Origin of the sequence: Pseudarthrobacter polychromogenes, from assembly GCF_014644495.1 — a bacterium.
In the GTDB taxonomy this organism is placed as follows: Bacteria; Actinomycetota; Actinomycetes; order Actinomycetales; family Micrococcaceae; genus Arthrobacter; species Arthrobacter polychromogenes.
The window spans coordinates 497784-524225 of record NZ_BMKU01000001.1 but is presented as its reverse complement, the minus strand read 5'-3'; the positions used below and the strand labels follow the sequence as shown (position 1 = coordinate 524225).

Below are 26442 nucleotides of genomic sequence, written 5' to 3'. Positions count from 1 at the left end.
GGTAACCGCACGTGACCCGAGGAGATATCCATGTCCACTGACGGACAGTCCACCGCTGGACCCGAAGAAGCACGCAGCCTGGCTGCAGGAACCACTGACCTCCGCAGGGCAGTGATCGTCGGAGGAAACCGGATCCCGTTTGCCCGCGCCGGCAGCGCCTACGCAAAGTCCTCCAACCTGGACATGCTGACCGCGGCACTGGACGGGCTCATCGCCAGGTTCGGCCTGCAGGACGAGCGCATCGGGGAAGTGGCCGCAGGTGCGGTCCTCAAGCACTCCAGGGACTTCAATCTCACCCGTGAAGCCGTACTGGGCTCGGCGCTCTCCGCCGAGACTCCTGCCTATGACCTGCAGCAGGCCTGCGCCACCGGCCTTGAAACCGTGGTGGGCCTGGCGAACAAGATCAAGCTGGGACAGATCGACTCAGCAGTGGCCGGCGGTGTGGATTCCGCTTCGGACGCTCCCGTGGTGGTCAGCGAGGGCCTTCGCGACGTGATCCTGGACCTCAGCCGGGCAAAGACACTGCCGCAGCGGCTGCAGATCCTCAGCCGGCTGCGGCCCAAAGACCTGGCCCCGTTGGCTCCCGGGACGGCCGAGCCCCGCACCGGCCTGTCCATGGGGGAGCACCAGGCCCTCACCACGGCACAGTGGAAGATTTCGCGTGAGGCCCAGGACGAGCTGGCCTACAACAGCCACCGGAACCTCGCGGCAGCCTACGAGTCCGGGTTCTTCGATGACCTCCTCACGCCGTACCGGGGCCTGGCGCGCGACGGCAACCTCCGCGCCGATACGTCGCTCGAAAAGCTCGCTACCCTCAAGCCGGTCTTCGGCAAGAACCTCGGTGCCGACGCCACCATGACGGCCGGCAACTCAACGCCGCTGACGGACGGGGCCTCAACGGTCCTGCTGGCCTCCGAAACCTGGGCGGACGCCCATGACCTGCCCAAGCTTGCGGCCGTGGTGGACGCCGAGGCTGCCGCCGTCGACTTTGTCCACGGCAAGGACGGCCTGCTGATGGCTCCCGTGTTCGCCGTGCCCAGGCTGCTGGTCCGGCAAGGCCTCACGCTTGCGGACATCGACTTCTTCGAAATCCACGAAGCCTTTGCCGCCACGGTCCTCAGCACTCTGGCGGCCTGGGAGGACGAAGAGTTCGGCCGGACCAGGCTCGGCCTGGAGGGCGCCTTTGGCAGCGTTGACCGTTCGCGCCTGAACGTTAACGGCTCGTCACTGGCCGCCGGCCACCCCTTCGCCGCCACCGGCGGCCGGATCGTGGCGTCCCTGGCCAAGCAGCTCCACGCCAAAGGCAGGACGGACGGCCGGCCCGCACGTGGCTTGGTCTCGGTCTGCGCCGCCGGCGGCCAGGGCGTCGTCGCAATTCTCGAATCGCTGTAGGGGACACAGATGACAGACAAGTACGCACAACTGGTACACCACGGCGTTGGCCGGAACGTGGCCAAAAGGCTCGGACTGCCCCAGCCCGCGGTTCTCCGCAGGTACCAGCCCGGGCAGCCCTTGATCACCGGCCCCGTCCTGGTGCAGGGAAATACCGCCGAAGCCGACAACCTGGCTGCCGAACTGCTCTCCTGGGACCTCGACGTCAGGCGGCACGCGGTACCCCGCGAAAAACTGGGTGCCATCATCCTGGCGCTGGACGAAGTAGCCGGCCCCGGGGATCTCGAAAAGCCCATCCTCACCGCAGCGGCCTCGCTGAGGGACCTCGCCCCCGGCGGCCGGGTGGTCACGGTGTCCCGGCCGGCGTCAGAGGCAGATTCCCCGGCCGCTGCGGCTGCCCGCCAGGGGATCGACGGGTTCCTGCGCTCGCTGGCCAAGGAACTGCGCGGCGGCGCCACTGGCAACGGCATAGTTCTCCGGGAAGGCGTCCAGGCAACAAGCGCAAGTTCCCTGGCCGCCCTCCGGTTCTTCCTCTCGGGCCGTTCCGCCTACGTGGACGGGCAGTTCATCAACGTGTCCAGCACCTCCGGAGAACCCGCCCGCGACGTTGACCAGCCGCTGGCAGGCAAGATTGCCGTTGTGACCGGAGCTGCCCGCGGCATCGGCGCAGCCATTGCACGCACCCTGCACCGTGACGGCGCCACGCTCATCCTTGTCGACGTTCCGGCCGCCGGTGACCAGCTGGCAGCCGTGGCGAACGAGGTCCGGGGGACAGCCCTGCAGCTGGACATCAGCAGGGACGACGCCGGGCAGCGGATCATCGGGCACGCGGCACAACGCCACGGTCGTCTGGACATCATGGTCCACAATGCAGGCATCACCCGGGATAAGCTCCTCGCCAACATGGACCACTCGAAGTGGAGCTCGGTGATCAGCATCAACATCACCGCGCAACTCCGGATCAACGAAGCGCTGCTTGCGTCTGAACACTTCCGGGAATCCCCGCGTATTGTGTCTGTTGCTTCCACCAGCGGCATCGCCGGCAACAGGGGGCAGACCAACTACGCGGCGTCCAAGGCAGGGGTAATGGGAATGGTCACGGCCAGCGCTCCGCTCCTGGCATCGCACGGGGGCAGCATCAATGCGGTGGCCCCGGGCTTCATCGAAACCGAGATGACGGCACGGATCCCCTTCGCCGTCAGGGAGATCGGGCGGCGGCTGAATTCGCTGCAGCAGGGCGGCACGCCAACGGATGTTGCGGAAACCATCGCGTTCCTGGCAAGCGACGCCGCCGCGGGTATCAACGGGCAGGTCCTGCGGGTATGCGGGCAGAACATGGTGGGGGCATGACCTCCGCCCAGCCGGTCATTCTGGGGGAGATGCCGTCGCTGTCCAAACTGTACGTCAACGCCGCAGCGCAGGCCGCACGCCGCCGGCTCTTGGGCGCCCATGAGGGCACTGCCCTGCCGGCTGAAAGCCATGAAGTGCGGGGCGTCGCCGTCGACGTTTCCACCCTCACCGCGTACCAGCACCTGATCGGTGAAACAGCCAGTGACGTGCTGCCTGCCGGGTTCATCCACGCCCTCGCCTTTCCCCTGGCCATAAGTGTGATGAACAGGGACGATTTTCCCCTGCCGTTGCTCGGTATGATCCACCTTCGCAACAGTGTGGAGCAGCGGATTCCCGTGTTCTTCACGGACGCCCTGGACATCACCGCCAGGGTGGAGAACCTGCGTGGGCACCGCGCGGGCACACAGGTGGACGTTATTGCCGAGGTCCGCCGGGCTGGAACAGCCGAGGTCTGCTGGCTGGGAATCTCCACGTACCTTGCCAAGGGAGTCTTCCTGCCGGGCATCGACAAATCGTCCCCGGCTCCCGACCGGGCGGAATTCAAGGCACCTGATCCCACGGCCCTCTGGCACCTCGGTGTTGATACCGGCCGTGCCTACGCGGCAGTGTCCGGCGACTTCAATCCCATTCACTTGAGCGTTCTCTCCGCCAAGGCATTGGGGATGCGACGGTCCATAGCGCACGGCATGTACCTTGCCTCAAGGGCGCTCGCCGATGTGGGCCCGTCCCGGGGTGATTCCTTCGCCTGGGACGTGGACTTCGACGCCCCGGTGTTTCTTCCCTGCCGGGTTGCCTTGGAGATCACAACAGTAGAGGGCCCTGCCGGAGCGTGGGGCAGGTCCGACTTCGTGGCCTGGAATCCCCGCTCAGGGAGGCGCCATTTCCACGGTTCAGTGAGCGCCCTCTAGGAAGCTGACCGGACAGCCCGCAGGATCCGGTGGAGGCTCAGGAGGACCGATTCGGACGCAGGGACCATGCCCTGGTCCGGCTGCCTCCCGGCGGTGGCTGCGAGGCAGGCTTCCACCGCCGACCTGGCCGCCTCGAGCTTCTCCTCCTGTGTGGCCGAATCATCCTCGCTGAACGAGCGCAGAAGATCACCCGCCGACTTCAGGGCGTCAGCCAGCGGGGCGTTGTCCTGCAGCGGCACCCCGTACGGCACGTCGCTCTCATAAATGACATCCGACAACACGTCCGTAATGTCCTGGATGTGGAAGGTCACCCGCTCCAGTTCGCGCAGGTTGCGGTAGTCGAGGTCAACATCGCGGGGGTGGAGTTTGCGCCGCGGGTTTGCCCGGCGGCTGGCGTCCGCTTCCTTGACGAGATGCCGGACTGAGCGGGCAGCGGCCGAGAGCTCGTCCGAACGGCGCGACCAGTCCTCGTGCTTGGGCGGCCACTCTTCCAGAAGTGCCTTGCCCATGTCAGTGAGCTGTTTCCCGAGGGCGATCCGCAAATCGTCAAGGCTGGCTGCCGCGGCATTGAAGTGCAGCGGTGGGAAAATCAGGAAATTTACGCCGATTCCCACAGCGACGCCGGCACCCATCTGGACGAGGTATCCGAAGGAAAAATCGTCCGGATTACTGCCGCCGATCAGCAGGACCAGCAGCGCCGCCGTCGGGATCCAGTCACTGCCCTTGCCAATTCCGGGAAGGCCCCCCAGCAGCACGCCAATGCCCATGATCAGGGCCACGGCAAGGGGCGATGGATCCGTCACGTTGACCAGCACGAACGCAAGGCCGATGCCCATGGCAAGGCCGGCAAGGGCCTGCAGTCCCTGCTGTATGGAGCCGGCAACATTGTGGTACATGGCCACCAGCGCGCCCAGCGGTGCGTAGTAGGGATACTGGGCAGCCACTCCCGGCATCAGCGGAGCGATGAGGAACGCCACTCCGGCAGCAACTGCCGCTTTTGCCGCCAGCTGGAGCCGTTGCGTTGCAAAGGCCGCAGACAGCCCCGATACCGCCTGTTTGAGGAAAATGGTCCCCTTGGCCCAGCGGGCATCCGGGCGTACTTTCGGCTTGGTCATCCGGACAACGTTACGGGCGACTTACGGTTGCGGACAAAGCTGCTGGTCAAGCGTCCGCGCCGGCACGGGAGCAGGAAGGTTCAGGACAAGTCCGCCGCCGATCGGCGTACTTCAGCTGCCAGTCGGTGTGCACGGCCCGGTGTCCGGCCGTCCTCCTGCCGCTGCGGGATGTAGCCGAACCCCAGCCCATAGGCCGGGTCCGCAAACCCGAGGGCGGCGTTGGCGCCCTCATGCCCGAACGCCCGGTGGCTGCCGAAGTTGCGCGACGGGTGCGGTTTCATGAAGACAACGGCGAACGCGTTGTCCAGGCCGGAGGAGCGGTCGAGGCCCCACACTTGTTCCCGGGACATGAGGTCAACGGTGGCAGCGTTGAGGAACGGTGTCCCTCCGTTGGTGCCCGTGGTGGCCGCGGCGTAGAGGCGGGCCAGGCCTTCAGCGGTTCCCACCCCTCCGGCCGCGGACATTCCTGCGGCCCGCACGGAGCGGATGTTGGGGAGTTCCATGATGGTGCTTGCGGGGGCGTTGCTGTTCAGGCCTTCAAGGCTGAGTGGATCCATCCAGGGTTGCTCCGGGCTGGCCGAATAAAGGACGTTCCGGTAGCGGGAGTCCTGTTCCTCCGGCAGGCCGAGGAAAAAGTCGACGCCGAACGGACCCCGGATCCGCCGGCCATACACCTCTTGCAGCGTTTCTCCGGCCGTGCGGCGGCACAGTTCCTCCATGATGATCCCGATGGTGAGCGCGTGGTAGCCGAACTGCCTGCCGGGCTCCCAGGCCGGGGCCTCTGCGGCGAGCCGGGCAGCGGCGGCCGGGGTGGTGAACTCTTCCAGGGGGAAGCCGCCTTCCACGCCCATGAGCCCGGCCTGGTGGGATAAGGCCTGCCGGACCAGGAGCTGGTCTTTTCCATGCACCCCGAACTCCGGCCAGTAGTGTGCCACGGTCTGGTCCAGGTTCAGCAGTCCGTCTTGTACCAGCAGTCCGATCACCATGGCGGCCACGCCCTTGGAACAGGAATACGCCCCTGTCACGGAGTCCGGAGCCATGTCCGGCCCGCCGGACAGCCCCACCACCTGGACGCCGTCCTTATACGCGGCCAGTTGCGCGCTGTACTGCGGGTCATCGCGAAGGAATGAGTCGAACAGTTCCAGGACGCCGCCGTATCCGGGCGCCACAAAGCCGTGTGATGTCTGCATGGCGCAATTCTAGCCGGAAAGCGCTTACCGAGCGGCGCCGACTATTGTTCCGGAGCAGCCCCGTGGCCGGGCGCCACTTGCTCGCCCTCTTTGACGGGTCCGGGCGGGGTGCCGTCTCCAAAGGGCCGGCCGCCAAGTGCTTCCCGGCCGTGGGCTTCCAGCCAGCCACGCAGGTCCGGTCCCGCAGGAACGATGCCGGTGGGGTTGATGTCCTCATGGACGACGTAATAGTGCTGCTTGATCTGCACGAAGTCGATGGTGTCCCCAAAGCCGGGGGTCTGGAAGAGGTCCCGGGCGTAGCCCCAGAGGGCGGGCATTTCGTTGAGTTTCTGGCGGTTGCACTTGAAGTGGCCGTGGTAAACGGCGTCGAAGCGGGCCAGCGTGGTGAACAGCCGGACGTCCGCTTCGGTGATGGTGTCGCCCACCAGGTAGCGCTGCCTCGAGAGCCGGTCTTCCAGCCAGTCAAGCGCGGACCACAGCCGGGCGTAGGCGGCGTCGTAGGCTTCCTGGGACCCTGCAAAGCCGCAGCGGTATACCCCGTTGTTGACCTCGGTGAACACGCGCTTGTTGACCTGGTCGATCTCCTCCCGCAGAGTCTCCGGGTACAGGTCCGGCGCCCCCGGGCGGTGGAACTCCGTCCATTCGGTGGCGAAGTCCAGGGTGATCTGCGGGAAATTGTTGGTTACCACGGCGCCGCTGGCCACGTCCACGATTGCCGGGACGGTGATGCCCCGCGGGTAGCCAGGAAAACGCCTGAAGTAGGCATCCTGGAGTCTTCCGATACCCAGGACCGGGTCCACGCCTCCCGGATCGAGGTCAAAGGTCCACGATCGCGCATCATGGGTGGGGCCGGGCTGTCCCAGGGAAATAGCGTCCTCCAGGCCGAGCAGGCGCCGGACAATGACAGTCCTGTTCGCCCAGGGGCAGGCACGTGCGGCGATCAGCCGGTAGCGGCCCGCCTCCACGGGCCAGCCGGGCTCGCCATTGCTGCCCGGGGAACCATCCTTGGTGATGCGGTCCTCGATGTAATTGGTATCACGGTTGAATTCCGCTCCACCGGTGACATAGGCGCCGCGGGTACTGTGCTCTGCGCCGCCCCCCTCGGTGGCCTGCTGGGTGGTGTCCGTTTCCTGGCTCATGGGACCAGCCTATGCTCCCGCATACAGGACTGTGGAGATGGGCTGCCAGGCCCACAGCCAGGAGCCCGCCACCAGTGCTGCGAAAAGGACGATCCAGACTGCTGAGGGAACCGACGTGGCGCGCCACAGCAGGTAGGCGTCAGAGCTGGCCAGCCGTTCCCGCCGGCGCAGGTGAAGGTGCGCCAGCTTGATCAGGTCGCGCACGGCGGCCACCAGCAGTGCCACACCCAGGATGACGGCCACATGCCCTACGAATGACGTCGGAACCAAAAGGATGAGAAGCACTGTCACCGCGATCGCGGTGACAGTGATGAGGATGCCGGCAAGATTCCGCAGGAACAGCAGCGAGGCAGCCAGGGCCAGGCCACCGGCCATGATGGCGGCCGGGCCCCAGCCATTGAACCCGCACCAGACAAACGCGGCACCTACGATTGCCGGGACCGGATACCCCCAAAAGCATGACCATGCGCTGGCGAGCATGCTGCGGCTGTACGTGGTGGTGGTTCCAGAATGGTCGAGGCGGAGCCGGATGCCCGAGAGCCGCTGGCCACTGAGCAGTGCTGCCACCGCGTGCCCCATTTCGTGCGTTGCCGTGGCCAGCAGGCCGAAATACCTCCACGAACGCCGCGGAACTGACAGGGCTGCAGCTACAACCAGAGCCAGCACCAGCTCGGTAAGAGTCACGCTCGGGGAGTCCGCGCGGCTGAACGCGTCCAGCAGTCTGGTCCAGAGGTCGCCGGGTATGTTCATCGAGGCCAGGTGCCGGCCTTGTCATCGTGTTCCATACGCGCCACAGTACCGGGGCCTCCTGGGTGCCGGCTTAAAACCGAAAGGCACGCCAACGTCAGGGCGCGCCTTAGGATCGGTGGGGCCACGGATGTTCCCGAAGCCCCACGTCGACTGTATTAACTAGCCTTCGCACTCGGTGCAGTAGCTGTGGCCATCCTTCTGGCGAGCAATCTGGGACCGGTGACGGACCAGGAAGCAGGAGTAGCAGGTGAATTCATCTTCAGCCTGCGGGATGACCTGTACCACGAGCTCTTCGGCCACGAACTCGCCTCCGGGCACGCCTGCGCCGTCGAGCCCGTCAGCCTCATCCAGCTCAAGCACAACGCTGCGTGCATCGGGAGCATTTGCTGACTGGAGCTGCTCGAGTGAGTTGTCCTGCGATTCCTTGACGTCGGAGCGCAGTTCATCGTAATCGGTTGCCACTTTAGGTGCTTCTCTTTTCTTTGGTTCGCCTGTCGCGTATGAAACGTACAGCATCACGAGGCTATTCCCCAATAGCCGGAGTATGTTGGGCGTCCGCTGGGTAAGGGTTGAACGGACGCAGTCCGCGGTTAATCACCGCAGCATGTGGGTGCCGGCCAGTGGAGGACGCAACGGACGGAGGCGTTCCCCACACTATGAGTAAGGGGTAAACATGGAGCAGCTCACCGCAGAGTTCGGTGGTTCGCGGCGGACAGGTACCGGCGTTGGCCCTGTCCTGGAAAAATTCCAGGACGTGACGAGGATCGCTGTACTGCGGGGCGGAGGCCTGGGCGATCTCGTCTTTGCCCTCCCTGCCATATCCGCCCTCAAAGCGGCATATCCCGACGCATCAGTCACCTTGCTGGGCACGCCTGTGCACCAGGCACTGCTTGCCGCCACCACAAGTCCCGTAGACGAGGTGTGCATCCTTCCGTTTGCTGAGGGCGTCCGTCCGGGGCAGGAGAACGCGGACGAGCTGGAGGTGTTTCTTGACGATATGCGGGGACAGGGGTTCGACCTGGCCGTCCAGCTCCACGGCGGAGGGCGCTACTCAAACCCGTTCCTCCTTCGCCTCGGCGCGCGGCACACGGTGGGCACACGGACAGCGGACGCCGCCAGCTTGGAGCGTACCGTTCCCTACCTCTATTACCAGCACGAGCCGCTAAGGGCACTGGAAGTGGCCGGCCTGGCCGGCGCCTTCCCCGTCGACCTGGAGGCCCGCCTGGCGCCCGCGCCGGGACTGGCCCGCCCCGCCGTCGCAATGGACGACGGCGGCGCCGCGCCTTTGGTGGTGGTGCATCCGGGCGCCACAGATCCCCGCCGCCGCTGGCCGGCTGGGCGGTTTGCTGAACTTGCGGCGGCGTGCGCCGCGGACGGGCTCCGGGTTGTTGTCGTCGGGGACGGGAGCGAACAGGGACTGGCCGCAGAGATCGCGGAGCAGGCAGCCTCCGCCCACGTCCGTTCCCTGGCGGGGGACCTGGATATGGGCGGACTTGTGGCGCTCCTGGCCAGCGCTGATGTGGTTGTTGGCAACGACAGCGGCCCCCGGCACCTCGCCCAGGCACTGGGAGTCCCCACTGTTGGAATTTTCTGGGCGGGCAACGTCATCAACGCCGCGGCGCTGGGCAGGAGCCTGCACCGCATCCACGCATCCTGGGTCACCGCCTGCCTTTCCTGCGGGATAGACGTCACCCAGGTTGGCTGGACGGCGCCCAGGTGCCCGCACAACGATTCACTGGTGGCCGATGTTGCAGTGCGGGATGTCTATGAGGACGTGCGGAGCCTGGCCGCCACCGAACTGCCGGAAGGGGACGCATGAGCGGCGGGGAACTCCTCGCCCACGCCGCGCCCGGGAATCAGGGCGGCGGAAGACCGGAACTCCTGGTGCTTCGGGCACTGAAGCTGGGGGACCTGCTGGTGGCCGTGCCTGCCCTTAAGGCCCTTCGCCGCGCCTACCCTGGGCATCGGCTGCGGTATGCGGCGCAGGGATGGCTGTCCGAGGCACTGGGACTGGTGGGCGGCTACGAGCTGCTGCCCACCCATGGCCTGGACGAGCCGCTGGCCGTGGAACCCGGCGTGGTGGATGTCGCAGTGAACCTGCACGGCAGTGGTCCCGAGAGCCAGGGCCGGATTGAGGCATTGCAGGCGCGGCGAACCATCGGGCACCGGAGCGAACACCGGGACGGGCCGCCGTGGCGTGCCAGGCTGCATGAAAGGGAGCGCTGGGCCGCGCTCCTGGAGTGGCACGGCATCGAAGCTGATCCGCTCGACATCCAGCTGAATACGCCCCATCAGCCCAGCCCCGTTCCCGCAGCCAGCGTTCTGCATGTCGGGGCGGCCTATGGCAGCCGCCTCTGGCCTGCTGAGCGGTTCGCCGCCGTTGCGTCTGCGCTCGCCGTGGCCGGGCACAATGTCGTCTTTACGGGCGGCAGCCAGGAACGGGAGCGTGCAGTGGAGGTATGCCGGCAGTCCGGCCTGTCCGGCGACGCGGTGCTGGCCGGAAGGCTGGGATTGGGGGAGTTCGCTGCCACCATCGCAGCGGCCCGGCTGGTGATCTCCGCGGATACCGGGGCCGCGCACCTGGCCTCCGCGTACGGGACGCCGTCGGTGGTGCTGTTTGGGCCTGCTCCGCCCGAAATCTGGGGCCCGCCCCCGGGTCCGCATATAGTCCTGACCCGGGCTGAGCTGCGTCGGGGTGACACGTTTGCCCACCACCCGGACCCTGCCCTGCTGGCGGTCACCGTGCAGGATGTCCTGGCCGCAGTGGGGGAACTGGGCGTCCTGTAGAGCTCCCTGGACCCGGCGAAATCGAACTGGGACTCGTCTCTCTGTGCACGCCTGCACGGCCTAAAATATTAGCTATGGGCACTGAGCTGGAAATTGCCTTGGTGTTGTCCACGGCGTTCCTTTGGGTCACGGGCACATTCGCAATTTTGTCCGCGAGTGACCGCCCGGAGAGGAAAGCCCGCCGCCGGGAGCGCAGGGCCAGCCGGGCCAGTGAGCGCCGCGTCCTGTACAGGCCGGCAGTCAGGGGTTCGCGGCTCGCAGAAGGCGCCAGCCCCCCACGGAGACTTCATCCGCATTGACACTGCCAGACGGTGCCGGGCCTGCGGGCACAGGCAGACTGTCGGCCGCGCCCTAGCCCATTGTCCTCCCAGTCCACACCGGTAGGATCGCTTCAAGCTACAAACCCAATACACGTCCCGGGGGTTGGTCCATCCATGTTTCGTAGCACGCGATCTGTGAGGCATCTGCTGGCCGCCGGAATGGCAACCCTGAGCCTGGTAGTCCTTGCCGCCTGCGGATCTCCCGAGGAAAAGTCCGTACATTTCACCGCCGCCGGAGATATCGGTCTGGGCGAGGGTGCCCTGGCGGTGCTGGACACGGTGGCCGAACTGAAGCCGGACTTCAACATCGCGCTGGGTGATTTCCCCTATGAGCCCGGTGCCGACCAGGAATTCTGCGACATGGTTACCGGGGAGCTGGGAGCGGACTTCCCTTACCAGCTGCTTCCTGGAAACCATGAGAGTGACGGCTCTGACGGCGACATCAAGAAGTTGGCGGCATGCCTGCCTAACAGGCTTCCCGGACTGCAAGGCGACTACGCGGAGCAGTGGTTCGTCGACGTTCCGCAGGAAGAACCCCTGGCGCGGATCATCGTCGTTTCACCTGGCATCGAATTTCCGGATGGCAAACTCGACTACTCAAAGGGCAGCGATCGGTGGAACTGGACGGAAAAGGCAATCGACGGAGCGCGGGCGGAGAACATCCCCTGGACAGTGGTGGCCATGCATACGCCCTGTTTCACGATGGGCCGATATGCCTGCGCAGCTGGGGAGTCACTCACCAACATGCTGATCAGCAAGAAGGTGGACGTGGTTCTCAACGGCCATGAGCACCTGTACCAGCGGACACACCAACTCGGCTTCAGTGACCGGTGTGAGTACATGACAGTCAAAACCGTCGAGAAGAGATGCGTGGTGGACACCGGAGACTCCATGACCCAAGGCAGGGGAACGGTCTTCATCACTGTGGGCATTGGGGGGCGGACACCCCGCGAAATCAATCGCGACGACCCCGAGTCGCACTATTTCGCATCCTGGTCAGCCGGTAACCACAATTCGACCCTCGGGACGCTGGATGTGACCGCAACCACCAGCCGCATGGACGTGAAACTTGTCCCGGCGGACGGCTACACCTTCTCTGATTCCTTCAGCATCCGGAAGTAACCACGGACGCAGGGTTCGCCACAAACAGCAAAGCCGGGAACTAGGTCCGGGCGGTGAGTGGAGCCGGCGACGGCTGGGGGGCGAGCGCACGTGGTCTCAGGCGTACGCTCTCGTCGCCGGCTCCGTGAACCACATTAGGATCTGCGTGCCGCGGGCACACGAGTAGTTGGTACCTGCTTTGAAAGGGCCCCGTACGCGGCCCCCCATTTGCCAGCAACCGGCCCAGGGGGCAGTGACACAAAAAAGCCCCGGAAAATCAATGATTTTCCGAGGCTTCCCTTTGTGCGCGGAGGGGGACTTGAACCCCCACCCCCTTTCGAGGACTAGCACCTCAAGCTAGCGCGTCTGCCATTCCGCCACCCGCGCAGGTGGTAATTCGGAAACCGTTTCCGCCTTTCAGCGTTTCGCGTTTCTCCGAAGCAGCGAGAAAAACTCTAACACGACTTTTCCTGAAACATCGAATCGGGCCAAGTGGGTAGGCTGAGGGCAGTGCATCAGTACTGCACCAGCCAGTCATTTCCCAGTGAGGAGCCCTCCATGTCTGACGTCCTGCCCGAGGATGAAGTTGTCCGGATCTGCCAGGAACTCATCCGGATAGACACCTCGAACTTCGGTGACGGGTCGGGCCCGGGGGAGCGTGCCGCGGCAGAGTATGCCGCCGGGCTTATCGAGGAAGTCGGCATGGAGGCCGAAATCTTTGAGTCTGCTCCGGGGCGGGCCAACGTGGTCACCCGCATGGCCGGTGAGGACCCGTCCGCCAGCGCCCTCGTGGTGCACGGCCACCTCGACGTGGTCCCGGCGCTTCGGGACCAGTGGTCTGTGGACCCGTTCGGCGCGGAACTGAAGGACGGGCTGATCTGGGGACGCGGCGCCGTCGACATGAAAGACATGGACGCCATGATCCTTGCCGTGCTGCGGGGATTCGCCCGGACAGGCAGGAAGCCCAAGCGGGACATCATCTTCGCCTTCTTCGCGGACGAGGAGGCGGGCGGCGCCTACGGTGCCCGCTACGCCGTGGACAAGCGCCCGGAACTGTTTGAGGGTGCCACCGAGGCGATCTCCGAGGTGGGCGGATTCTCTGCCACTATCGGCGGCCAGCGGACGTACCTCCTCCAGACAGCCGAGAAGGGCATCTCGTGGTTGCGGCTCGTTGCCCACGGCAGGGCGGGACACGGCTCGCAGATCAGCACGGACAACGCCGTGACGCGGCTGGCCGGAGCCGTGACGCGCATCGGGGAGTACAAGTGGCCCATTGAGCTGACCCCCACAACCCGCCAGTTCCTGGACGGCGTGACGGAACTCACGGGCGTGGAGTTCGATGCAGACAACCCGGACATTCTGCTGAGCCAGCTGGGGACCGTAGCCCGGTTCGTGGGGGCAACACTCCAGAACACCACCAACCCCACGCTGCTCAAGGGCGGCTATAAGCACAACGTCATTCCGGAGTCCGCGGAGGCGCTGATCGACTGCCGCACCCTGCCCGGCCAGCAGGAGCACGTCCTGGAAATCGTCCGCGACCTGGCCGGCACGGGCGTCGACGTCAGCTACGTCCACCAGGACGTCTCCCTGGAGGTGCCCTTCGCAGGCAACCTGGTGGATTCCATGATCGACGCCCTGCACTCCGAGGACCCTGGCGCCAAGGTCCTGCCCTACACCCTCTCCGGCGGCACAGACAACAAATCGCTGAGCAGGCTCGGCATCACCGGCTACGGCTTTGCGCCCCTGATGCTGCCGGATGAGCTGGACTTCACCGGCATGTTCCACGGCGTGGATGAGCGGGTTCCCGCGGATTCCCTGAAGTTCGGTGCACGGGTCCTCAACACCCTGCTTACCAACTACTGAGCGGGCCGCCATGACCCCCGAGGAAGTCCTGCCCCACGCCCTCTTGGAGCAGATCCGCGGCCGTGCCGCCGGTTACGACCGGGAGAACGCGTTCTTCCATGAGGACCTTGCGGAGCTTGTAGAGGCCGGTTACCTGAAGATGTTCGTGCCAGCGGACGACGGCGGCCTGGGCTTTGGCCTCGAAGCGGCGGCACAGTGCCAGCGCAGGCTGGCTACGGCTGCGCCAGCCACGGCACTGGCCGTGAATATGCACCTGGTGTGGACCGGCGTCGCGCATGTCCTCAAAGCCCGCGGTGACAGCTCCCTCGACTTCGTCCTCAAGGAAGCGGCGAAGGGCGAGATTTTCGCGTTCGGCAACTCCGAGGCCGGTAACGATTCGGTCCTGTTCGATTCGCGGACCACAGCTATGCCCTTGCCCGGCGGCGGCTACTCCTTCACGGGGACCAAAATCTTCACCAGCCTCTCGCCGGCGTGGACCCGGCTGGGGATTTTCGGCAAGGACCCGGACGGCCGGGATGGGGAAGGCGAGCTGGTCCACGGCTTCATCACCCGGGAAACGCCCGGATACCGCATCGTGGACGACTGGGACACCCTGGGCATGCGGGCCAGCCAGTCCAACACCACCATCCTTGATGGGGCCACTGTTCCGCCGGAACGGATCTTCCGCAGGATCCCCGTCGGCCCCAGCAGGGACCCGCTGATCTTCGCTATCTTCGCCTGTTTCGAGACGCTGCTCGCAGCCGTCTACACGGGCCTGGGGGAGCGCGCCCTCGCCGTGGGCGTGGACACGGTAAAGCGGCGCACCTCATTCAAGAACAACGGACGCAGCTACGCGCAGGATCCGGACATCCGCTGGAAGGTTGCAGCGGCGGCCATGGCCATGGACAGCCTGTATCCGCAGTTGGCCTCTGTGGCCGCTGAGGTGGACGGACTCGTGGACCACGGACCGCAGTGGTTCCCAAAGCTGGTGGGGCTGAAGGTGAACGCCACGGAGACTGCGCGGCGTGTTGTGGACCTGGCCATCCGCGTCAGCGGGGGATCGAGCTATTTCCGCGGCTCAGAACTGGAGCGTCTCTACCGCGACGTACTGGCAGGCATGTTCCATCCGTCCGATGACGAGTCCGCCCACAACACCGTTGCCAACGCCTGGCTGGGACCGCTGGAAGGCTAGACCGTCCGCTGGACCTGCAGCACCCGCCGGCGCAGCCAAAAGCGGCGGCCCCCGCCCACGTAGAGCTTGCTGCGTTCGAGCTCCCACTTGCCGTACTCGGAATGTTCCACCAGGCGGCGCCGTGCCTCATGCAGTGAATCATCAGGACTGACCGTCAGTACGAGGTACTCGTACTGCCTCAAATAGTCCCGTTCCCGCTGGACCGAGCTGGTGAGAAATTGTTCCTTCATTGCTCTCCATTTTCGTCCTTTTCCGGCTAACGTGAAGTCATGAGCATCGATCCGCGTGTCGCGCTTCAGTCCTTGACCACCGCTATGGAAGAACACCTTATAGCAGCATCCAACCGCCGCGGAGATGGTGACCCCTCCGTGGAGGCGGCGTTCTTTGCGGTCGCAGACGCCTTCGAAGTTTATGAAGATGCGCTCTATGAGGCCTACAACGAGGTAACGCCGCTCCAGGTCTTTGATGACGAGGACGACGAGGACGAGGAAAGCGACGTGGATGACGACGAGGACCTGGAGATTGTCCAGGAGTAGGGCCGCAGACTTACAGCGGCGCTGAAACATCCTCAAGGGCCCGGGCAATTTCGGGCGGCAGCGGTGTGAGCTGCGCGTCCAACAGCTCTTTCAGCTGCGCGGGCGTTCGAGGACCCACAATGGCGGTGGCCACGCCGTGCTGGGACAGGAGCCAACTGAGGGAGACGTCCTGCGGAGTCCGCCCCAGGCCCTTGGCCGCCATGCATACGGCCTCCACGGTCCGGGACGGCTTCTCCTCCAGGTAGGGCTCCACGTACCCGGCTTCGGCCGCTGATGCGGCCCGGGATCCGGAGGGGATGCTGCCGCGGTACTTGCCGGTCAGCACGCCGCGGCCCAGCGGCGCCCAGGCCATAAGGCCTAGGCCTGCGTCTTCCGCCGCGGGGATGAGTTCAGCTTCGGGGCGGCGCTGCAGGAACGAGTACTCGGACTGGACCGCTACCAGTGGGAACCCGGCAACCGCAGCCGCCTTGGCCGTCTGCCACCCGTTGAAGTTGGAAACGCCCGCATACCGTGCCCTGCCGGTACGGACCGCGAATTCCAACGCGGACAGGGTTTCGTCCAGCGGAACGTTGGCGTCCCAGGCCTGGGCAAACCAGATATCCACGTAATCGGTGCCCAACCGGGCCAAACTCGCGTCAAGTCCGGTGAGCATGGCATTCCGCGAGGTGTCCACGCCGCGCCGGCCATCCGGCGTCGTCATCCCCGCTTTGGTCGAGATGGAAATCTCCGTCCGCGCCACGACGTCGCCGAGCAGTGAGCCGATCATTGCCTCCGACCTGCCGCCGGCGTAGGACGCGGCAGTATCAACGTGCCGGCCGCCCGCGTTAAGGAAGGTGCGCAGAAGTTCCGAGGCGTCCTGTTCGTCGATTTCGCCGGCCCAGCCCATGGTGCCGAGGGAAAGGGCGGACACACGCAATCCACTGTTGCCGACGTAACGCTGCTGCATAGCAGCAAGCTTACGGGCAGAACCGTCACTGCCTATGACGTAGGGTCTTAGCGTGAACTGGTTTGAGGCGGCCCTGCTGGGCCTAGTGCAGGGACTGACCGAATTTCTACCGATTTCATCAAGTGCGCATCTTCGGATTGTGGGGCAATTCCTGCCCAATGCGGCTGACCCGGGGGCAGCGTTCACAGCCATCACCCAGTTGGGCACCGAGACCGCGGTCCTGGTCTATTTCTGGCGGGACATTGTCCGGATCGTTAAGGGTTGGACGGGTTCGCTGACCGGGAAGGTATCGCGGCAGGACCCGGACGCCCGGATGGGCTGGCTGGTCATCCTGGGCAGCCTTCCAATCATCATTCTGGGCCTTCTGTTCCAGGACCAGATCGAGTCCGTGCTCCGCAGCATGTGGATCGTTGCCACCATGTTGATAGTCTTTGGGCTTTTCCTTGCCGTTGCGGACGCTATCGGCAGGCAGGAACGGGACCTCAGCAGGCTGACCTACAAGCACGGCATCCTCTATGGCTTCGCGCAGGCCCTGGCCCTGATTCCCGGCGTTTCCAGGTCCGGAGGCACCATCACGGCCGGCCTCCTGATGGGCTACACCCGCGAGGCCGCCGCGCGTTATTCCTTTCTTCTTGCCATCCCTGCGGTGTTCGGCAGCGGGTTCTACCAGCTCTACAAGACGGTCACCAATGAGGGCATCGCCGGCCCGTACGGGCTGCCGGAAACCGCCCTGGCCACGATGATCGCCTTCGTTGTGGGATACGTCATCATCGGCTGGTTCCTGAAGTTCGTGTCCACCCGCAGTTACCGCTTGTTCGTCTGGTACCGGATCTTCCTTGGGCTGGCCCTGTACCTCCTGCTCGGTTTCAATGTCATCAGCGCCTAGCACTAGGCTTGGTGTGTGAAATCCTGGATATCCTGCCCCGTTCCTGACGTGCCCGGAAGCATGCCCGCCATCCGGCTGTTCGACACAGCGGTGCGCCGCGAGGTGGTACTGGAGAACGAGGACAGGCCTTCCATGTATGTCTGCGGCATCACGCCGTACGACGCCACCCACATGGGGCACGCATCCAGCTACGTGGCTTTTGACCTCCTGAACCGCGCCTGGCGGGACTCCGGCCGTGAGGTTTCCTATGTGCAGAACGTCACGGATGTTGACGATCCGCTCCTGGAACGTGCCGAGGCGACGGGTGTTGACTGGCGGGACCTGGCTGCCGGCCAGATCGAGCTTTTCCAAGCGGACATGGAGGCACTCAACGTCCTGCCGCCGGACCACTATGTGGGCGCCGTGGAGTCCATTGGGCTGATCGTCCCGGAAGTGGAACGGCTTGTGAGCCTGGGGCTGGCCTACACAGTGCAGGGCAGCAATGGCGAGCCTGACGGGGACGTCTATTACGACGTCGAGGCGGCGGGCAAGCAGTCCGTCGCACCTGATGCGTGGACGCTGGGATGCATCTCCGGGCTCGCAGAGAGCGAGATGCTCGAGCTCTTCGCGGAACGAGGCGGCGATCCCGGACGGGCCGGCAAGCGGCAGGCACTGGACCCACTGCTGTGGCGCGTGGCCCGCGAAGGCGAACCGAGCTGGCCCGGCGGCAGCCTGGGAGCAGGGAGGCCCGGCTGGCATATTGAATGCACAGTCATCGCGCAGAAGTACCTGCCTTCACCCTTCACTGTCCAGGGCGGCGGTTCGGACCTCATCTTCCCGCACCACGAGATGGGCGCCGGGCACGCCTACTCGCTTGCGGGTGTTCCGCTGGCAAAGCACTACGCCCACGCCGGCATGGTGGGCCTCGACGGCGAGAAGATGAGCAAGTCCAGGGGAAACCTGGTGCTCGTGTCGAAACTCCGGGCGGCGGGGGAGGACCCCGCCGCGATCCGCCTTGGCATCCTCGCCCACCACTACCGCTCCGACTGGGCCTGGACCAACGAAGGGTTCGAGGAGGCAAAGGCCACACTGGCTGCGTGGCGCCGTGCCCTGGGCCAGGCCCCCACAGGCTCCGCCGCCCCCTTGGTGGCCGAGATGCGCGCAGCGCTTGCCGCCGACCTCAACGCTCCTGCCGCCGTCGCGGCGATCTCCCGCTGGGCGGAGCAGGCAAACGCCGACGGCGGACCTGCAAGTCCTGCCGACCAGGCCCTTGTCAAGGATGCGGTGGACGCCCTGCTGGGAGTGCTTCTCTAAATCACCGTCCAGGGCATGAGGCAGCGCCCTCTCGCAGGGCGCTGCCGGTCAGGGCCGGTCCTGGCCCCGACGCTTGAGGTAACGCTCGAATTCGCGGGCAATCGATTCGCCGGTGGCTTCCGGGAGATCGGCCGTGTCCTTTGCTTCCTCGAGCTGCCGGACGTAGGCCGCGATTTCGGGATCCTCCGTGGCCAGTTCGTCCACGCCCCGCTCCCACGCGTCCGCTTCCTCAGCCAGCTCGTGCGTGTCCAGGGGAACCTGGAGCAGTTCTTCAATCCGGTGCAGGAGTGCCAACTGGGCTTTCGGCGACGGCGCCTGGGCAACATAGTGCGGGACGGCGGCCCACAGCGAAACCGTGGGGATGCCTGCCAGCAGTGCCACCTCGGACAGCACGCCGACGATGCCCACCGGGCCTTCATACTGGGAGGCTTCCAGGTTCATCCGTTCGCGCAGCGGGGCATCGTCCGACGAGGTGCTGACCGGAATCGGCCTGCTGTGCGGAACATCCGCCAGCAGGGCCCCGACCAGGACAACATAGTCAACGTTCAGCGCTTCGGCATGGACCAGGAGTTCCGCGGTGTAGGCGCGCCATTTATAGGACGGCTCCGTGCCCTGGACAAAGATGACGTCCACGTTGGAGTCCGGAGCGCTTGCTTTATAGATACGTGTGGAAGGCCATTTGATTTTGCGTTCACCGGCTGCGTTCCGGCGCACTGTGGGGCGCGTGAACTGGAAGTCGTAATACTCGTCGGCGTCGATGGAGGCCACTTTCTTGCCGCCCCACAATTTGTTCAGGTAGCGCAGGGAGTCGCTGGCCGCTTCCCCCGCGTCATTCCAGCCTTCAAAGGCGGCAAGCATCACTGTCACGCGCTGTCCGTCAGCTGCCGGCTGCAGGAACCGCTCCTGTTCGGGCCCGGCACCCGGTTCTGTGGTGTCTCCCTCGAAGCTATTCATTTCTTCACCCTACGTCCAAGGACCGCGGCTTTGCATTGAATGAAGCGCCGAAACATCATGCAGAAGCAGCGCCGGCGGTGCCGGAGAGCGCGATATTCGCCGAGGGCGTAGCCATCAGCCGGCGCCCAGGCAGTCCCCGTAGACTGAGGGCATGCGATTGCCAGCCGACAGTTCCCCGCTCAAAGCCGTCCTGTGGGACATGGACGGGACGATCGTTGATACGGAGCCCTACTGGATCGCCGCCGAACACGCGCTGGTGGAAGCCCACGGCGGGACGTGGTCCCATGACCAGGCCATGCAGCTGGTTGGGCAGTCGCTGACTTTTTCCGCCGGGCTCCTCCAGGATGCCGGCGTGGAGCTGGAAATCCGGGACATCATCGATAGCCTCACCGGCTCGGTGGTCAGCAGCGTCCAGCGCCAGGTGCCGTGGCGGCCGGGTGCACGCGAACTCCTTGAGGAACTCCACCTCGCCGGTGTCCGGTGCGCACTGGTCACCATGTCCGAGGGCCCGCTGGCCAGGCAGGTGGTGGCCAGCCTTCCACGGCAGTACTTCGAGGTCCTGGTAACAGGGGACACCGTAGCCCAAGGCAAACCACACCCCGAGGCGTACCTGACCGCCGTCGAATGGCTGCAGGACGCAGACCCGGACCTGGGCCTGCACCACTGCGTCGCTTTGGAGGACTCGGTGCCCGGCGTCACCGCGGCCGTGGCATCCGGCGTGGCAACCGTGGCAATTCCCCATATTGTTCCGCTGCCCGAGGATGAGCGCTACACCCTGTGGGATTCCCTGGCAGGCCGCACCGTGACCGACCTCGAATCGCTCCTCCTCGGCGGCCCGGAGCTTCACCGGTCCGCTGAACCGGCCAGGCCGCTTGGGGACCGCCGGTGACCGAGACCACTGTCCCGGCCAGGCGCGAAGGCATTCCGCTGGGCCGGATCGCCGGCGTCCCGGTGGTACTGGCCTATTCCTGGTTCATCATCGCCGCCTTCACGGTCATCGTGTACGGACCCGTCCTGGCCCGGCAGAACCCTGCCCTCGGCGTCAGTGCCTACATCGTGGCGTTCGCCTACGCCGTGCTGCTTCTCGTCTCGGTCCTGGTCCACGAGCTCGCCCACGCCCTGACGGCAAGAATCTACGGCTGGCCCACGCAGAAGATCGTGCTCAACCTGTGGGGCGGGCACACCCAGTTTGAGAGCTTCACCGCGTCGCCGGGACGGTCCGTCCTCGTGGCCCTCGCCGGGCCGGCTGCGAACTTCATCCTGGCCGGAGGAGCCTGGCTGCTGCTCAGCACGGCAAGCATGGGCAGCGTTGCCGAGATTCTCACCAACATCTTTATGTGGGCCAACTTCCTGATTGCCGTCTTCAACGTGCTCCCGGGCCTTCCGCTGGACGGCGGACGGCTGGTCGAATCAGCAGTGTGGAAGGCCACGGGCAGCCAGGCCAAGGGCACGGTGGCGGCCGGGTGGGGAGGGCGAATCATCGTCGTCGCCATCGGTTACTGGTTCGTTGCCAGACCGCTCCTTGCCGGTGATGCTCCTGATTTCAGCCTGCTGATGATCACCGTGCTGGTAGGTGGCTTCCTCTGGATGGGCGCCTCAGCATCCATCCAGCAGGGAACCCTCCGGGGTCGGCTCCACCTGGTCAGCGCGGCAGGGCTTTCGACCCCCGCCGCCGGCCTGCCTTCAACGGCCACAGTGAAGGATGCCCTCCAGTACGGTGGCGGGGGAGCGACGACGCTGGTGGTCTGCGGACCGGGCGGCCGGCCGGAGGCAGTTGTGGATTCGGCTGCATTGTCCTCGGTTCCTGTCCACGCCGCGGCGTCGACCCCCATCACCGCCGTCTCCTATGCCCTGGCTCCCGGCGCATACGTCCCCGAATGGTCCAAGGGGCAGGAGCTGCTCCAGTTCCTGTCCCAGCTGGAAGGACGGCACTACGCCGTCGTAGACCATAACGGCAAGGTGACCGGGCTGCTTTCCCAGGACGCTGTCCTGGCCGCCATCACCGGGAAACCGCGTCGGCCCGATACGCGCCGGCAGGACCAAAACCGGTAGAGTTACCTGCCGGCCGGTGCATTGCCGCCGCGCACGCCGGAATGTTTCCACACCACATGCAGGCGCCACAGTTTTACAGGAGCGAGGAAAGTCATGAGCAGCGAAACCGCCGTCAACGAAGCCACAGGAGCAGCGGTCCCGGCCGGGGCTGCAAGCGGCGGCTCGCAGCCGGTGGGCGCCGCCCGGCGCCGGGGTCCCTTCCGCGAAGGCGAGCGTGTCCAACTGACGGACGAACGCGGCCGCATGAACACCATCACCCTCGAAAGCGGCGGGGCATTCCACACCCACCGCGGCTTCCTTAACCACGATGACATCATCGGCAAGGTGGACGGCTCAGTTGTCGTCAACAACGTTGGGCAGCAGTACCAGACCCTGCGACCCCTGCTGTCCGATTTTGTGCTTTCCATGCCGCGCGGTGCCGCCGTCGTCTACCCGAAGGACGCCGGGCAGATCGTTACCATGGCAGACATCTTCCCCGGCGCCCGCGTGGTGGAAGCTGGCGTTGGCTCCGGGGCCCTGTCCATCTCGCTGCTCCGGGCCGTTGGAGACAACGGATACCTGCACTCCTTCGAACGGCGTGAAGAGTTCGCTGACATCGCCCGCGGCAACGTCGAGACGATATTCGGCGGCCCGCACCCCGCCTGGCAGGTATCGCTGGGCGATTTCCAGGAAGAGGTTGTCCGGAGCGAGGCGCCGGGTTCCGTGGACCGCGTGGTGCTGGACATGCTGGCGCCCTGGGAATGCCTGGATGCCGTGGCGACGGTGCTCGCCCCGGGCGGCGTATGGATCAATTACGTTGCCACCGTCACGCAGCTTTCGCGCACTGCCGAAGCCATCCGGGCGGACGGCCGTTTCACGGAGCCCGACGCCTGGGAGTCAATGGTGCGCGGCTGGCACCTGGAGGGGCTCGCCGTCAGGCCGGACCACAGGATGGTGGCCCATACGGGCTTCCTGCTGGTCACGCGGCGGCTGGCCGACGGCGTTACCGGTATCTCCGTCAAGCGGCGCCCCTCCAAGACCGACTTCAACGAAGAGGACGTCAACGCGTGGACGCCCGGTGCTGTGGGGGAGCGGCAGGTCTCCGACAAGAAGCTCCGGCGCGCAGCCCGGGACGCCATCGCGGGCACCAACGTCAAGGACGATCCCGAGGTCACGAACTAGTCCACATTTCGGGAGTCTCCATCCCTACCTGCCGTCTTGGGGCTAATGTCTTAATAGAAGCGCAGGAAGGGGCTGATACATCATGGAGACACCAAACCAGGACTCCGGACGTACACCGGCAGAGCAGTCTGCCGCCAACGACCTCTCGGTTGCAGACCGCCAGGTCAACATCCTCCGGGACAAGCTCAGGCACATAGACCGCCAGCTGGCTGCGGCAACGCAGAACAATACCAAGCTGGTCAGCATGCTTGAAACCGCGAAGGCTGAAATCCTCCGGCTGAAGAACGCCCTGGACCAGGAAGGGCAACCGCCCTACAGCTTCGGAACCATACTCCAGCTGAATCCAAAGCGGCAGCCGTCACCTGGCAGCAGCGGGCAGGCGGCCACCGAGGAATCGGTGGACATCTTCAATGCCGGCCGGAAGATGCGCGTTGGCATCAGCCCCCTGGTGAACATGAACCAGCTGGCCGTGGGCCAGGAGGTCCTCCTGAACGAGGCGCTCCTTGTCGTCGCCGGGCTCGGCTATGAGCGCGCGGGAGAACTGGCCACGCTCAAGGAGATGCTGGGAGCGGACCGTGCCCTCGTGGTGGGGCGCGCCGATGAAGAACGGGTCGTCCGGCTTTCCGGTGCGCTCCTGGCCGAAAAGCTCCGGGTGGGTGATGCCCTTTCCATTGACTCAAGGACCGGATACGCCCTTGAAAAAGTGCCGCGATCAGAGGTGGAGAACCTGGTCCTGGAGGAAGTCCCGGACATCACGTATGAGGACATTGGCGGCCTGGGGCCCCAGATCGAGCAGATCCGCGACGCCGTCGAACTGCCCTTCCTCCACCCCGACCTGTACCGCGAGCACGGCCTCAAAGCGCCCAAGGGCATCCTGCTCTACGGCCCTCCCGGCTGCGGCAAGACGCTCATTGCCAAGGCCGTCGCCAACTCACTGGCTGCCCGGGCCGCGGAGCGTTCCGGCAAGGTGGACCTCAAGAGCTACTTCCTGAACATCAAGGGCCCGGAACTCCTCGACAAGTACGTCGGTGAAACCGAGCGGCACATCCGGCTGATCTTTTCCAGGGCACGCGAAAAAGCCTCGGACGGCAGCCCCGTTGTGGTGTTTTTCGATGAGATGGATTCCCTCTTCCGCACCCGCGGCACCGGAATCTCGTCCGACGTCGAAACGACCATCGTGCCGCAGCTGCTCAGTGAGATCGACGGCGTGGAGCGGCTGGACAACGTGATTGTCATCGGTGCGTCAAACCGTGAGGACATGATCGATCCGGCTATCCTCAGGCCGGGCAGGCTGGACGTCAAGGTCAAGATTCACCGTCCCGACGCCGAGGCCGCCGCCGATATCTTCAACAAGTACATCACCCCCGACCTGCCGTTCCATGAATCGGACCTGGCAGAGCATGACGGCGATGTGCAGGCCACGGTGGACGCCATGGTCCAGCGGACGGTGGAAGCCATGTACTCCACCGACAAGTCCAACGAGTTCCTGGAGGTCACCTACGCCAACGGGGACACCGAGATGCTCTATTTCAAGGACTTCAACTCCGGCGCCGTAGTGCAGAACGTGGTGGACCGGGCCAAGAAGTACGCCATCAAGGATCTCCTGACCACCCACCAGAAGGGACTGCGGATCGAGCACCTGCTGCGCGCCGTCGTGGACGAGTTCCGCGAGCACGAAGACATGCCCAACACCACCAACCCTGATGACTGGGCACGGATCTCCGGCAAGAAGGGCGAACGGATCACCTACATCCGCACGATTGTCCAGGGCAAGGCGGGCCAGGAACCCGGCAAGTCCATCGAGACCATGCCGACAACAGGCCAGTATCTATGACCGCTGCACCGGAGCCCGCCGCCGGGGGAACCTTACCGGCCGGCGGGGCCATGCGGGTCATGGGCGCGGAAACCGAATATGGCATCCACGCCCCGTCCGCCCCCTCTGCCAATGCCACCATGATGAGCGCCCGGGTGGTCCAGGCCTATGCGCAGGTCACACGCCAGCGCGCCGCCGGCGGCGCGGAGACCCGCTGGGATTACACGGACGAGGAGCCGCTGCACGACGCCCGCGGCTGGACGGTGGACCGCAGCTCCGCCCACCCAAGCCAGCTGACGGACCAGCCGCCGGTACTGGATGCGGAAGCGGTGGCCCTGGCCTACGGCCGCGAGGAACTTGAGCTGGACGGTCAGGACGAGTCCGGGACACTCCTGATGAACATGGTCCTGGGCAACGGTGCACGGCTGTATGTGGACCACGCGCATCCCGAATACTCCAGCCCGGAGGTGACCAACCCCCGGGATGCCGTGAAATGGGACGCGGCCGGTGACCTCGTGGCACTGGCCGCCGTCCGCCGCCTGGCGGCAGATCCGGACCTTCCGCCGGTCAACCTCTACAAGAACAATACGGACAACAAATCCGTTTCCTACGGCTCCCATGAGAACTACCTCATGCCGCGCTCCGTGCCCTTCGGCGATATTGTGCGCGGGCTGACGCCTTTCTTCGTCAGCCGGCAAATCATGTGCGGGTCGGGCCGGGTGGGCATCGGCCAGGACAGCTCAACGCCGGGATACCAGATCAGCCAGCGCGCGGATTTCTTCGAGGCCGAAGTGGGCCTGGAAACTACCATCCGCAGGCCCATCATCAACACCCGGGATGAGCCGCATGCCACCGCGGACAAGTACCGGCGCCTCCACGTGATCATCGGGGACGCCAACCTGAGCCAGGTCTCCAACTACCTGAAGTTCGGAACCACGGCGATGGTGCTCAGCCTCATCGAGGCAGGACTGGCACCGAAGGTCGAAGTGTTCGAGCCGGTCGCCGCCCTCCAGGCGGTGAGCCATGACACCACGCTTACGGCCAGGCTGCGGCTGCTCGACGGCAGGCGGGTCACCGCCCTTGACCTGCAATGGATGTACCACGAGGCCGCTGCCAAGCTGGCCCAGGATACCGGCGTTGGAGACAAGGTGGACGGCGACGGGCACACGCATGATGTCCTGGAACGCTGGGCCGCCGTCCTGACCCAACTCGACAATGACCGGGCCGCTGCCGCTTCCTCGGTGGAATGGCTGGCCAAGCTGTCCCTCCTCGACGGATACCGTGAACGTGACGGGCTGGAATGGAATGATGCCCGGCTGGGGCTAGTCGACCTCCAGTGGGCAGACATCAGGCCCGAAAAGGGACTCTATTACCGGTTCCTTGCCAGGAACCGGATGCAGCGAATCCTTGAGGACGCGGCCATCGCGGCAGCGGTTTCCGAACCGCCGGCGGACACCAGGGCGTTCTTCCGAGGCAGGTGCATCAGCAGCTTCGGCAAGGATGTGGTGGGCGCCAGCTGGGACTCCGTCATCTTCGACGTTCCGGGTTACGGGCGGCTCCAGCGTGTACCCACCAGGGAGCCACTCCGGGGAACCAAAGCCCTGACCGGAGCGTTATTCGAAAGCTACCGGGAGGCGGGACCGTTCCTGGCAGAGCTTTTGGGACATAACGCTCCGCCTGCGGCATAAACCGCCACCGGAAGCCCACACCGTGGC

General features: G+C 65.3%; 24 protein-coding genes and 1 tRNA gene. 16 read left to right on the top strand and 9 right to left on the bottom strand.

The window, feature by feature from the left end; genetic code table 11:
• Positions 1-30: 30 nt before the first annotated feature.
• From IEX43_RS02620 to IEX43_RS02610, 3 genes are read left to right on the top strand one after another with little or no spacing between them, the layout of a single operon-like run.
• Positions 31-1392: an acetyl-CoA C-acetyltransferase gene (locus IEX43_RS02620; protein WP_188808925.1), complete on the top strand. Its 1362-nt coding sequence runs from the start codon at positions 31-33 to the stop codon at positions 1390-1392.
• Between the two features lie 9 nt (positions 1393-1401).
• Positions 1402-2742, top strand: coding sequence for a 3-oxoacyl-ACP reductase (locus IEX43_RS02615; protein WP_188808924.1), 1341 nt, complete (start codon positions 1402-1404; stop codon positions 2740-2742).
• The gene (locus tag IEX43_RS02610; RefSeq protein ID WP_188808923.1) at positions 2739-3650 is read left to right on the top strand and encodes a MaoC family dehydratase; all 912 of its coding nucleotides are present in this window, start codon (positions 2739-2741) and stop codon (positions 3648-3650) included. Before IEX43_RS02615 ends, IEX43_RS02610 begins: the two co-directional genes overlap by 4 nt.
• On the opposite strand, the gene IEX43_RS02605 is transcribed toward IEX43_RS02610, so the two are convergent.
• The 5 genes from IEX43_RS02605 to IEX43_RS02585 form a co-directional block, all read right to left on the bottom strand.
• The gene (locus IEX43_RS02605; RefSeq protein ID WP_188808922.1) at positions 3647-4765 is read right to left on the bottom strand and encodes an FUSC family protein; all 1119 of its coding nucleotides are present in this window, start codon (positions 4763-4765) and stop codon (positions 3647-3649) included. The two genes, IEX43_RS02610 and IEX43_RS02605, sit on opposite strands and share 4 nt — an antisense overlap.
• Before the next feature lie 80 nt (positions 4766-4845).
• Entirely contained in the window at positions 4846-5955 is a 1110-nt protein-coding gene (locus IEX43_RS02600) for a serine hydrolase domain-containing protein (RefSeq protein WP_188808921.1), read from the bottom strand.
• A gap of 41 nt (positions 5956-5996) precedes the next feature.
• Positions 5997-7094, bottom strand: coding sequence for a glutathione S-transferase family protein (locus IEX43_RS02595; protein WP_188808920.1), 1098 nt, complete (start codon positions 7092-7094; stop codon positions 5997-5999).
• Between the two features lie 9 nt (positions 7095-7103).
• Positions 7104-7844: a M50 family metallopeptidase gene (locus IEX43_RS02590; RefSeq protein WP_188808919.1), complete on the bottom strand. Its 741-nt coding sequence runs from the start codon at positions 7842-7844 to the stop codon at positions 7104-7106.
• A gap of 159 nt (positions 7845-8003) precedes the next feature.
• Entirely contained in the window at positions 8004-8306 is a 303-nt protein-coding gene (locus IEX43_RS02585; RefSeq protein ID WP_066275770.1) for a DUF4193 domain-containing protein, read from the bottom strand.
• Positions 8307-8517: 211 nt separating this feature from the next.
• On the opposite strand from IEX43_RS02585, the gene IEX43_RS02580 reads away from it, so the two are divergent.
• From IEX43_RS02580 to IEX43_RS02570, 3 genes are all read left to right on the top strand, one after another.
• Entirely contained in the window at positions 8518-9663 is a 1146-nt protein-coding gene (locus IEX43_RS02580) for a glycosyltransferase family 9 protein (protein WP_188808918.1), read from the top strand.
• Entirely contained in the window at positions 9660-10631 is a 972-nt protein-coding gene (locus tag IEX43_RS02575) for a glycosyltransferase family 9 protein (RefSeq protein ID WP_188808917.1), read from the top strand. Before IEX43_RS02580 ends, IEX43_RS02575 begins: the two co-directional genes overlap by 4 nt.
• A gap of 455 nt (positions 10632-11086) precedes the next feature.
• Positions 11087-12073, top strand: a complete 987-nt coding sequence (locus tag IEX43_RS02570; protein ID WP_229666269.1) for a metallophosphoesterase family protein — start codon at positions 11087-11089, stop codon at positions 12071-12073.
• Between the two features lie 283 nt (positions 12074-12356).
• On the opposite strand, the gene IEX43_RS02565 is transcribed toward IEX43_RS02570, so the two are convergent.
• A tRNA-Leu gene (locus IEX43_RS02565) sits at positions 12357-12439 on the bottom strand.
• Between the two features lie 171 nt (positions 12440-12610).
• On the opposite strand from IEX43_RS02565, the gene IEX43_RS02560 reads away from it, so the two are divergent.
• Both IEX43_RS02560 and IEX43_RS02555 read left to right on the top strand, forming a co-directional pair.
• Positions 12611-13915 (top strand): M20/M25/M40 family metallo-hydrolase, encoded by a 1305-nt coding sequence (locus IEX43_RS02560; RefSeq protein WP_188808916.1) that lies wholly within the window; start codon positions 12611-12613, stop codon positions 13913-13915.
• Between the two features lie 10 nt (positions 13916-13925).
• Positions 13926-15086 (top strand): acyl-CoA dehydrogenase family protein, encoded by a 1161-nt coding sequence (locus IEX43_RS02555; protein ID WP_188808915.1) that lies wholly within the window; start codon positions 13926-13928, stop codon positions 15084-15086.
• On the opposite strand, the gene IEX43_RS02550 is transcribed toward IEX43_RS02555, so the two are convergent.
• Complete coding sequence (locus IEX43_RS02550) at positions 15083-15316, bottom strand: DUF5703 family protein (protein WP_009358575.1); 234 nt, start codon at positions 15314-15316, stop codon at positions 15083-15085. The genes IEX43_RS02555 and IEX43_RS02550 overlap by 4 nt on opposite strands.
• A 39-nt stretch (positions 15317-15355) precedes the next feature.
• Here IEX43_RS02550 and IEX43_RS02545 point away from each other — a divergent pair, with 39 nt between their 5' ends.
• The gene (locus IEX43_RS02545) at positions 15356-15622 is read left to right on the top strand and encodes a hypothetical protein (protein ID WP_104187157.1); all 267 of its coding nucleotides are present in this window, start codon (positions 15356-15358) and stop codon (positions 15620-15622) included.
• Positions 15623-15632: 10 nt separating this feature from the next.
• On the opposite strand, the gene IEX43_RS02540 is transcribed toward IEX43_RS02545, so the two are convergent.
• Positions 15633-16568: an aldo/keto reductase gene (locus IEX43_RS02540; RefSeq protein ID WP_188808914.1), complete on the bottom strand. Its 936-nt coding sequence runs from the start codon at positions 16566-16568 to the stop codon at positions 15633-15635.
• A 52-nt stretch (positions 16569-16620) separates the two neighbouring features.
• On the opposite strand from IEX43_RS02540, the gene IEX43_RS02535 reads away from it, so the two are divergent.
• Complete coding sequence (locus IEX43_RS02535) at positions 16621-17454, top strand: undecaprenyl-diphosphate phosphatase (protein ID WP_188808913.1); 834 nt, start codon at positions 16621-16623, stop codon at positions 17452-17454.
• A 15-nt stretch (positions 17455-17469) separates the two neighbouring features.
• Positions 17470-18747, top strand: a complete 1278-nt coding sequence (gene mshC / locus IEX43_RS02530; protein WP_188808912.1) for a cysteine--1-D-myo-inosityl 2-amino-2-deoxy-alpha-D-glucopyranoside ligase — start codon at positions 17470-17472, stop codon at positions 18745-18747.
• 48 nt (positions 18748-18795) lie between these two features.
• On the opposite strand, the gene IEX43_RS02525 is transcribed toward mshC, so the two are convergent.
• Complete coding sequence (locus IEX43_RS02525; RefSeq protein ID WP_188808911.1) at positions 18796-19701, bottom strand: PAC2 family protein; 906 nt, start codon at positions 19699-19701, stop codon at positions 18796-18798.
• A 151-nt stretch (positions 19702-19852) separates the two neighbouring features.
• On the opposite strand from IEX43_RS02525, the gene IEX43_RS02520 reads away from it, so the two are divergent.
• From IEX43_RS02520 to dop, 5 genes are all read left to right on the top strand, one after another.
• Complete coding sequence (locus IEX43_RS02520) at positions 19853-20590, top strand: HAD family hydrolase (protein ID WP_188808910.1); 738 nt, start codon at positions 19853-19855, stop codon at positions 20588-20590.
• Positions 20587-21753: a site-2 protease family protein gene (locus IEX43_RS02515; RefSeq protein ID WP_188808909.1), complete on the top strand. Its 1167-nt coding sequence runs from the start codon at positions 20587-20589 to the stop codon at positions 21751-21753. Before IEX43_RS02520 ends, IEX43_RS02515 begins: the two co-directional genes overlap by 4 nt.
• 93 nt (positions 21754-21846) lie before the next feature.
• On the top strand, positions 21847-22914 hold the full coding sequence (locus tag IEX43_RS02510) for a tRNA (adenine-N1)-methyltransferase (protein ID WP_229666268.1): 1068 nt from the start codon (positions 21847-21849) through the stop codon (positions 22912-22914).
• Between the two features lie 82 nt (positions 22915-22996).
• Positions 22997-24748 (top strand): proteasome ATPase, encoded by a 1752-nt coding sequence (arc, locus tag IEX43_RS02505; RefSeq protein ID WP_104187141.1) that lies wholly within the window; start codon positions 22997-22999, stop codon positions 24746-24748.
• Positions 24745-26415 (top strand): depupylase/deamidase Dop, encoded by a 1671-nt coding sequence (gene dop, locus IEX43_RS02500; RefSeq protein WP_188808908.1) that lies wholly within the window; start codon positions 24745-24747, stop codon positions 26413-26415. The genes arc and dop overlap by 4 nt, the downstream gene beginning before the upstream one ends.
• Positions 26416-26442 lie beyond the last annotated feature (27 nt).

Excerpts from the sequence above, each read along its gene's own strand:
- IEX43_RS02620 (WP_188808925.1), top strand. The coding sequence starts at position 31 with ATGTCCACTGACGGACAGTCCACCGCTGGACCCGAAGAAGCACGCAGC.
- IEX43_RS02615 (WP_188808924.1), top strand. The coding sequence starts at position 1,402 with ATGACAGACAAGTACGCACAACTGGTACACCACGGCGTTGGCCGGAAC.
- IEX43_RS02610 (WP_188808923.1), top strand. The coding sequence starts at position 2,739 with ATGACCTCCGCCCAGCCGGTCATTCTGGGGGAGATGCCGTCGCTGTCC.
- IEX43_RS02605 (WP_188808922.1), bottom strand. The coding sequence starts at position 4,765 with ATGACCAAGCCGAAAGTACGCCCGGATGCCCGCTGGGCCAAGGGGACC.
- IEX43_RS02600 (WP_188808921.1), bottom strand. The coding sequence starts at position 5,955 with ATGCAGACATCACACGGCTTTGTGGCGCCCGGATACGGCGGCGTCCTG.
- IEX43_RS02595 (WP_188808920.1), bottom strand. The coding sequence starts at position 7,094 with ATGAGCCAGGAAACGGACACCACCCAGCAGGCCACCGAGGGGGGCGGC.
- IEX43_RS02590 (WP_188808919.1), bottom strand. The coding sequence starts at position 7,844 with ATGAACATACCCGGCGACCTCTGGACCAGACTGCTGGACGCGTTCAGC.
- IEX43_RS02580 (WP_188808918.1), top strand. The coding sequence starts at position 8,518 with ATGGAGCAGCTCACCGCAGAGTTCGGTGGTTCGCGGCGGACAGGTACC.
- IEX43_RS02575 (WP_188808917.1), top strand. The coding sequence starts at position 9,660 with ATGAGCGGCGGGGAACTCCTCGCCCACGCCGCGCCCGGGAATCAGGGC.
- IEX43_RS02560 (WP_188808916.1), top strand. The coding sequence starts at position 12,611 with ATGTCTGACGTCCTGCCCGAGGATGAAGTTGTCCGGATCTGCCAGGAA.
- IEX43_RS02555 (WP_188808915.1), top strand. The coding sequence starts at position 13,926 with ATGACCCCCGAGGAAGTCCTGCCCCACGCCCTCTTGGAGCAGATCCGC.
- IEX43_RS02550 (WP_009358575.1), bottom strand. The coding sequence starts at position 15,316 with ATGAAGGAACAATTTCTCACCAGCTCGGTCCAGCGGGAACGGGACTAT.
- IEX43_RS02545 (WP_104187157.1), top strand. The coding sequence starts at position 15,356 with ATGAGCATCGATCCGCGTGTCGCGCTTCAGTCCTTGACCACCGCTATG.
- IEX43_RS02540 (WP_188808914.1), bottom strand. The coding sequence starts at position 16,568 with ATGCAGCAGCGTTACGTCGGCAACAGTGGATTGCGTGTGTCCGCCCTT.
- IEX43_RS02525 (WP_188808911.1), bottom strand. The coding sequence starts at position 19,701 with ATGAATAGCTTCGAGGGAGACACCACAGAACCGGGTGCCGGGCCCGAA.
- IEX43_RS02520 (WP_188808910.1), top strand. The coding sequence starts at position 19,853 with ATGCGATTGCCAGCCGACAGTTCCCCGCTCAAAGCCGTCCTGTGGGAC.
- IEX43_RS02510 (WP_229666268.1), top strand. The coding sequence starts at position 21,847 with ATGAGCAGCGAAACCGCCGTCAACGAAGCCACAGGAGCAGCGGTCCCG.
- arc (WP_104187141.1), top strand. The coding sequence starts at position 22,997 with ATGGAGACACCAAACCAGGACTCCGGACGTACACCGGCAGAGCAGTCT.
- dop (WP_188808908.1), top strand. The coding sequence starts at position 24,745 with ATGACCGCTGCACCGGAGCCCGCCGCCGGGGGAACCTTACCGGCCGGC.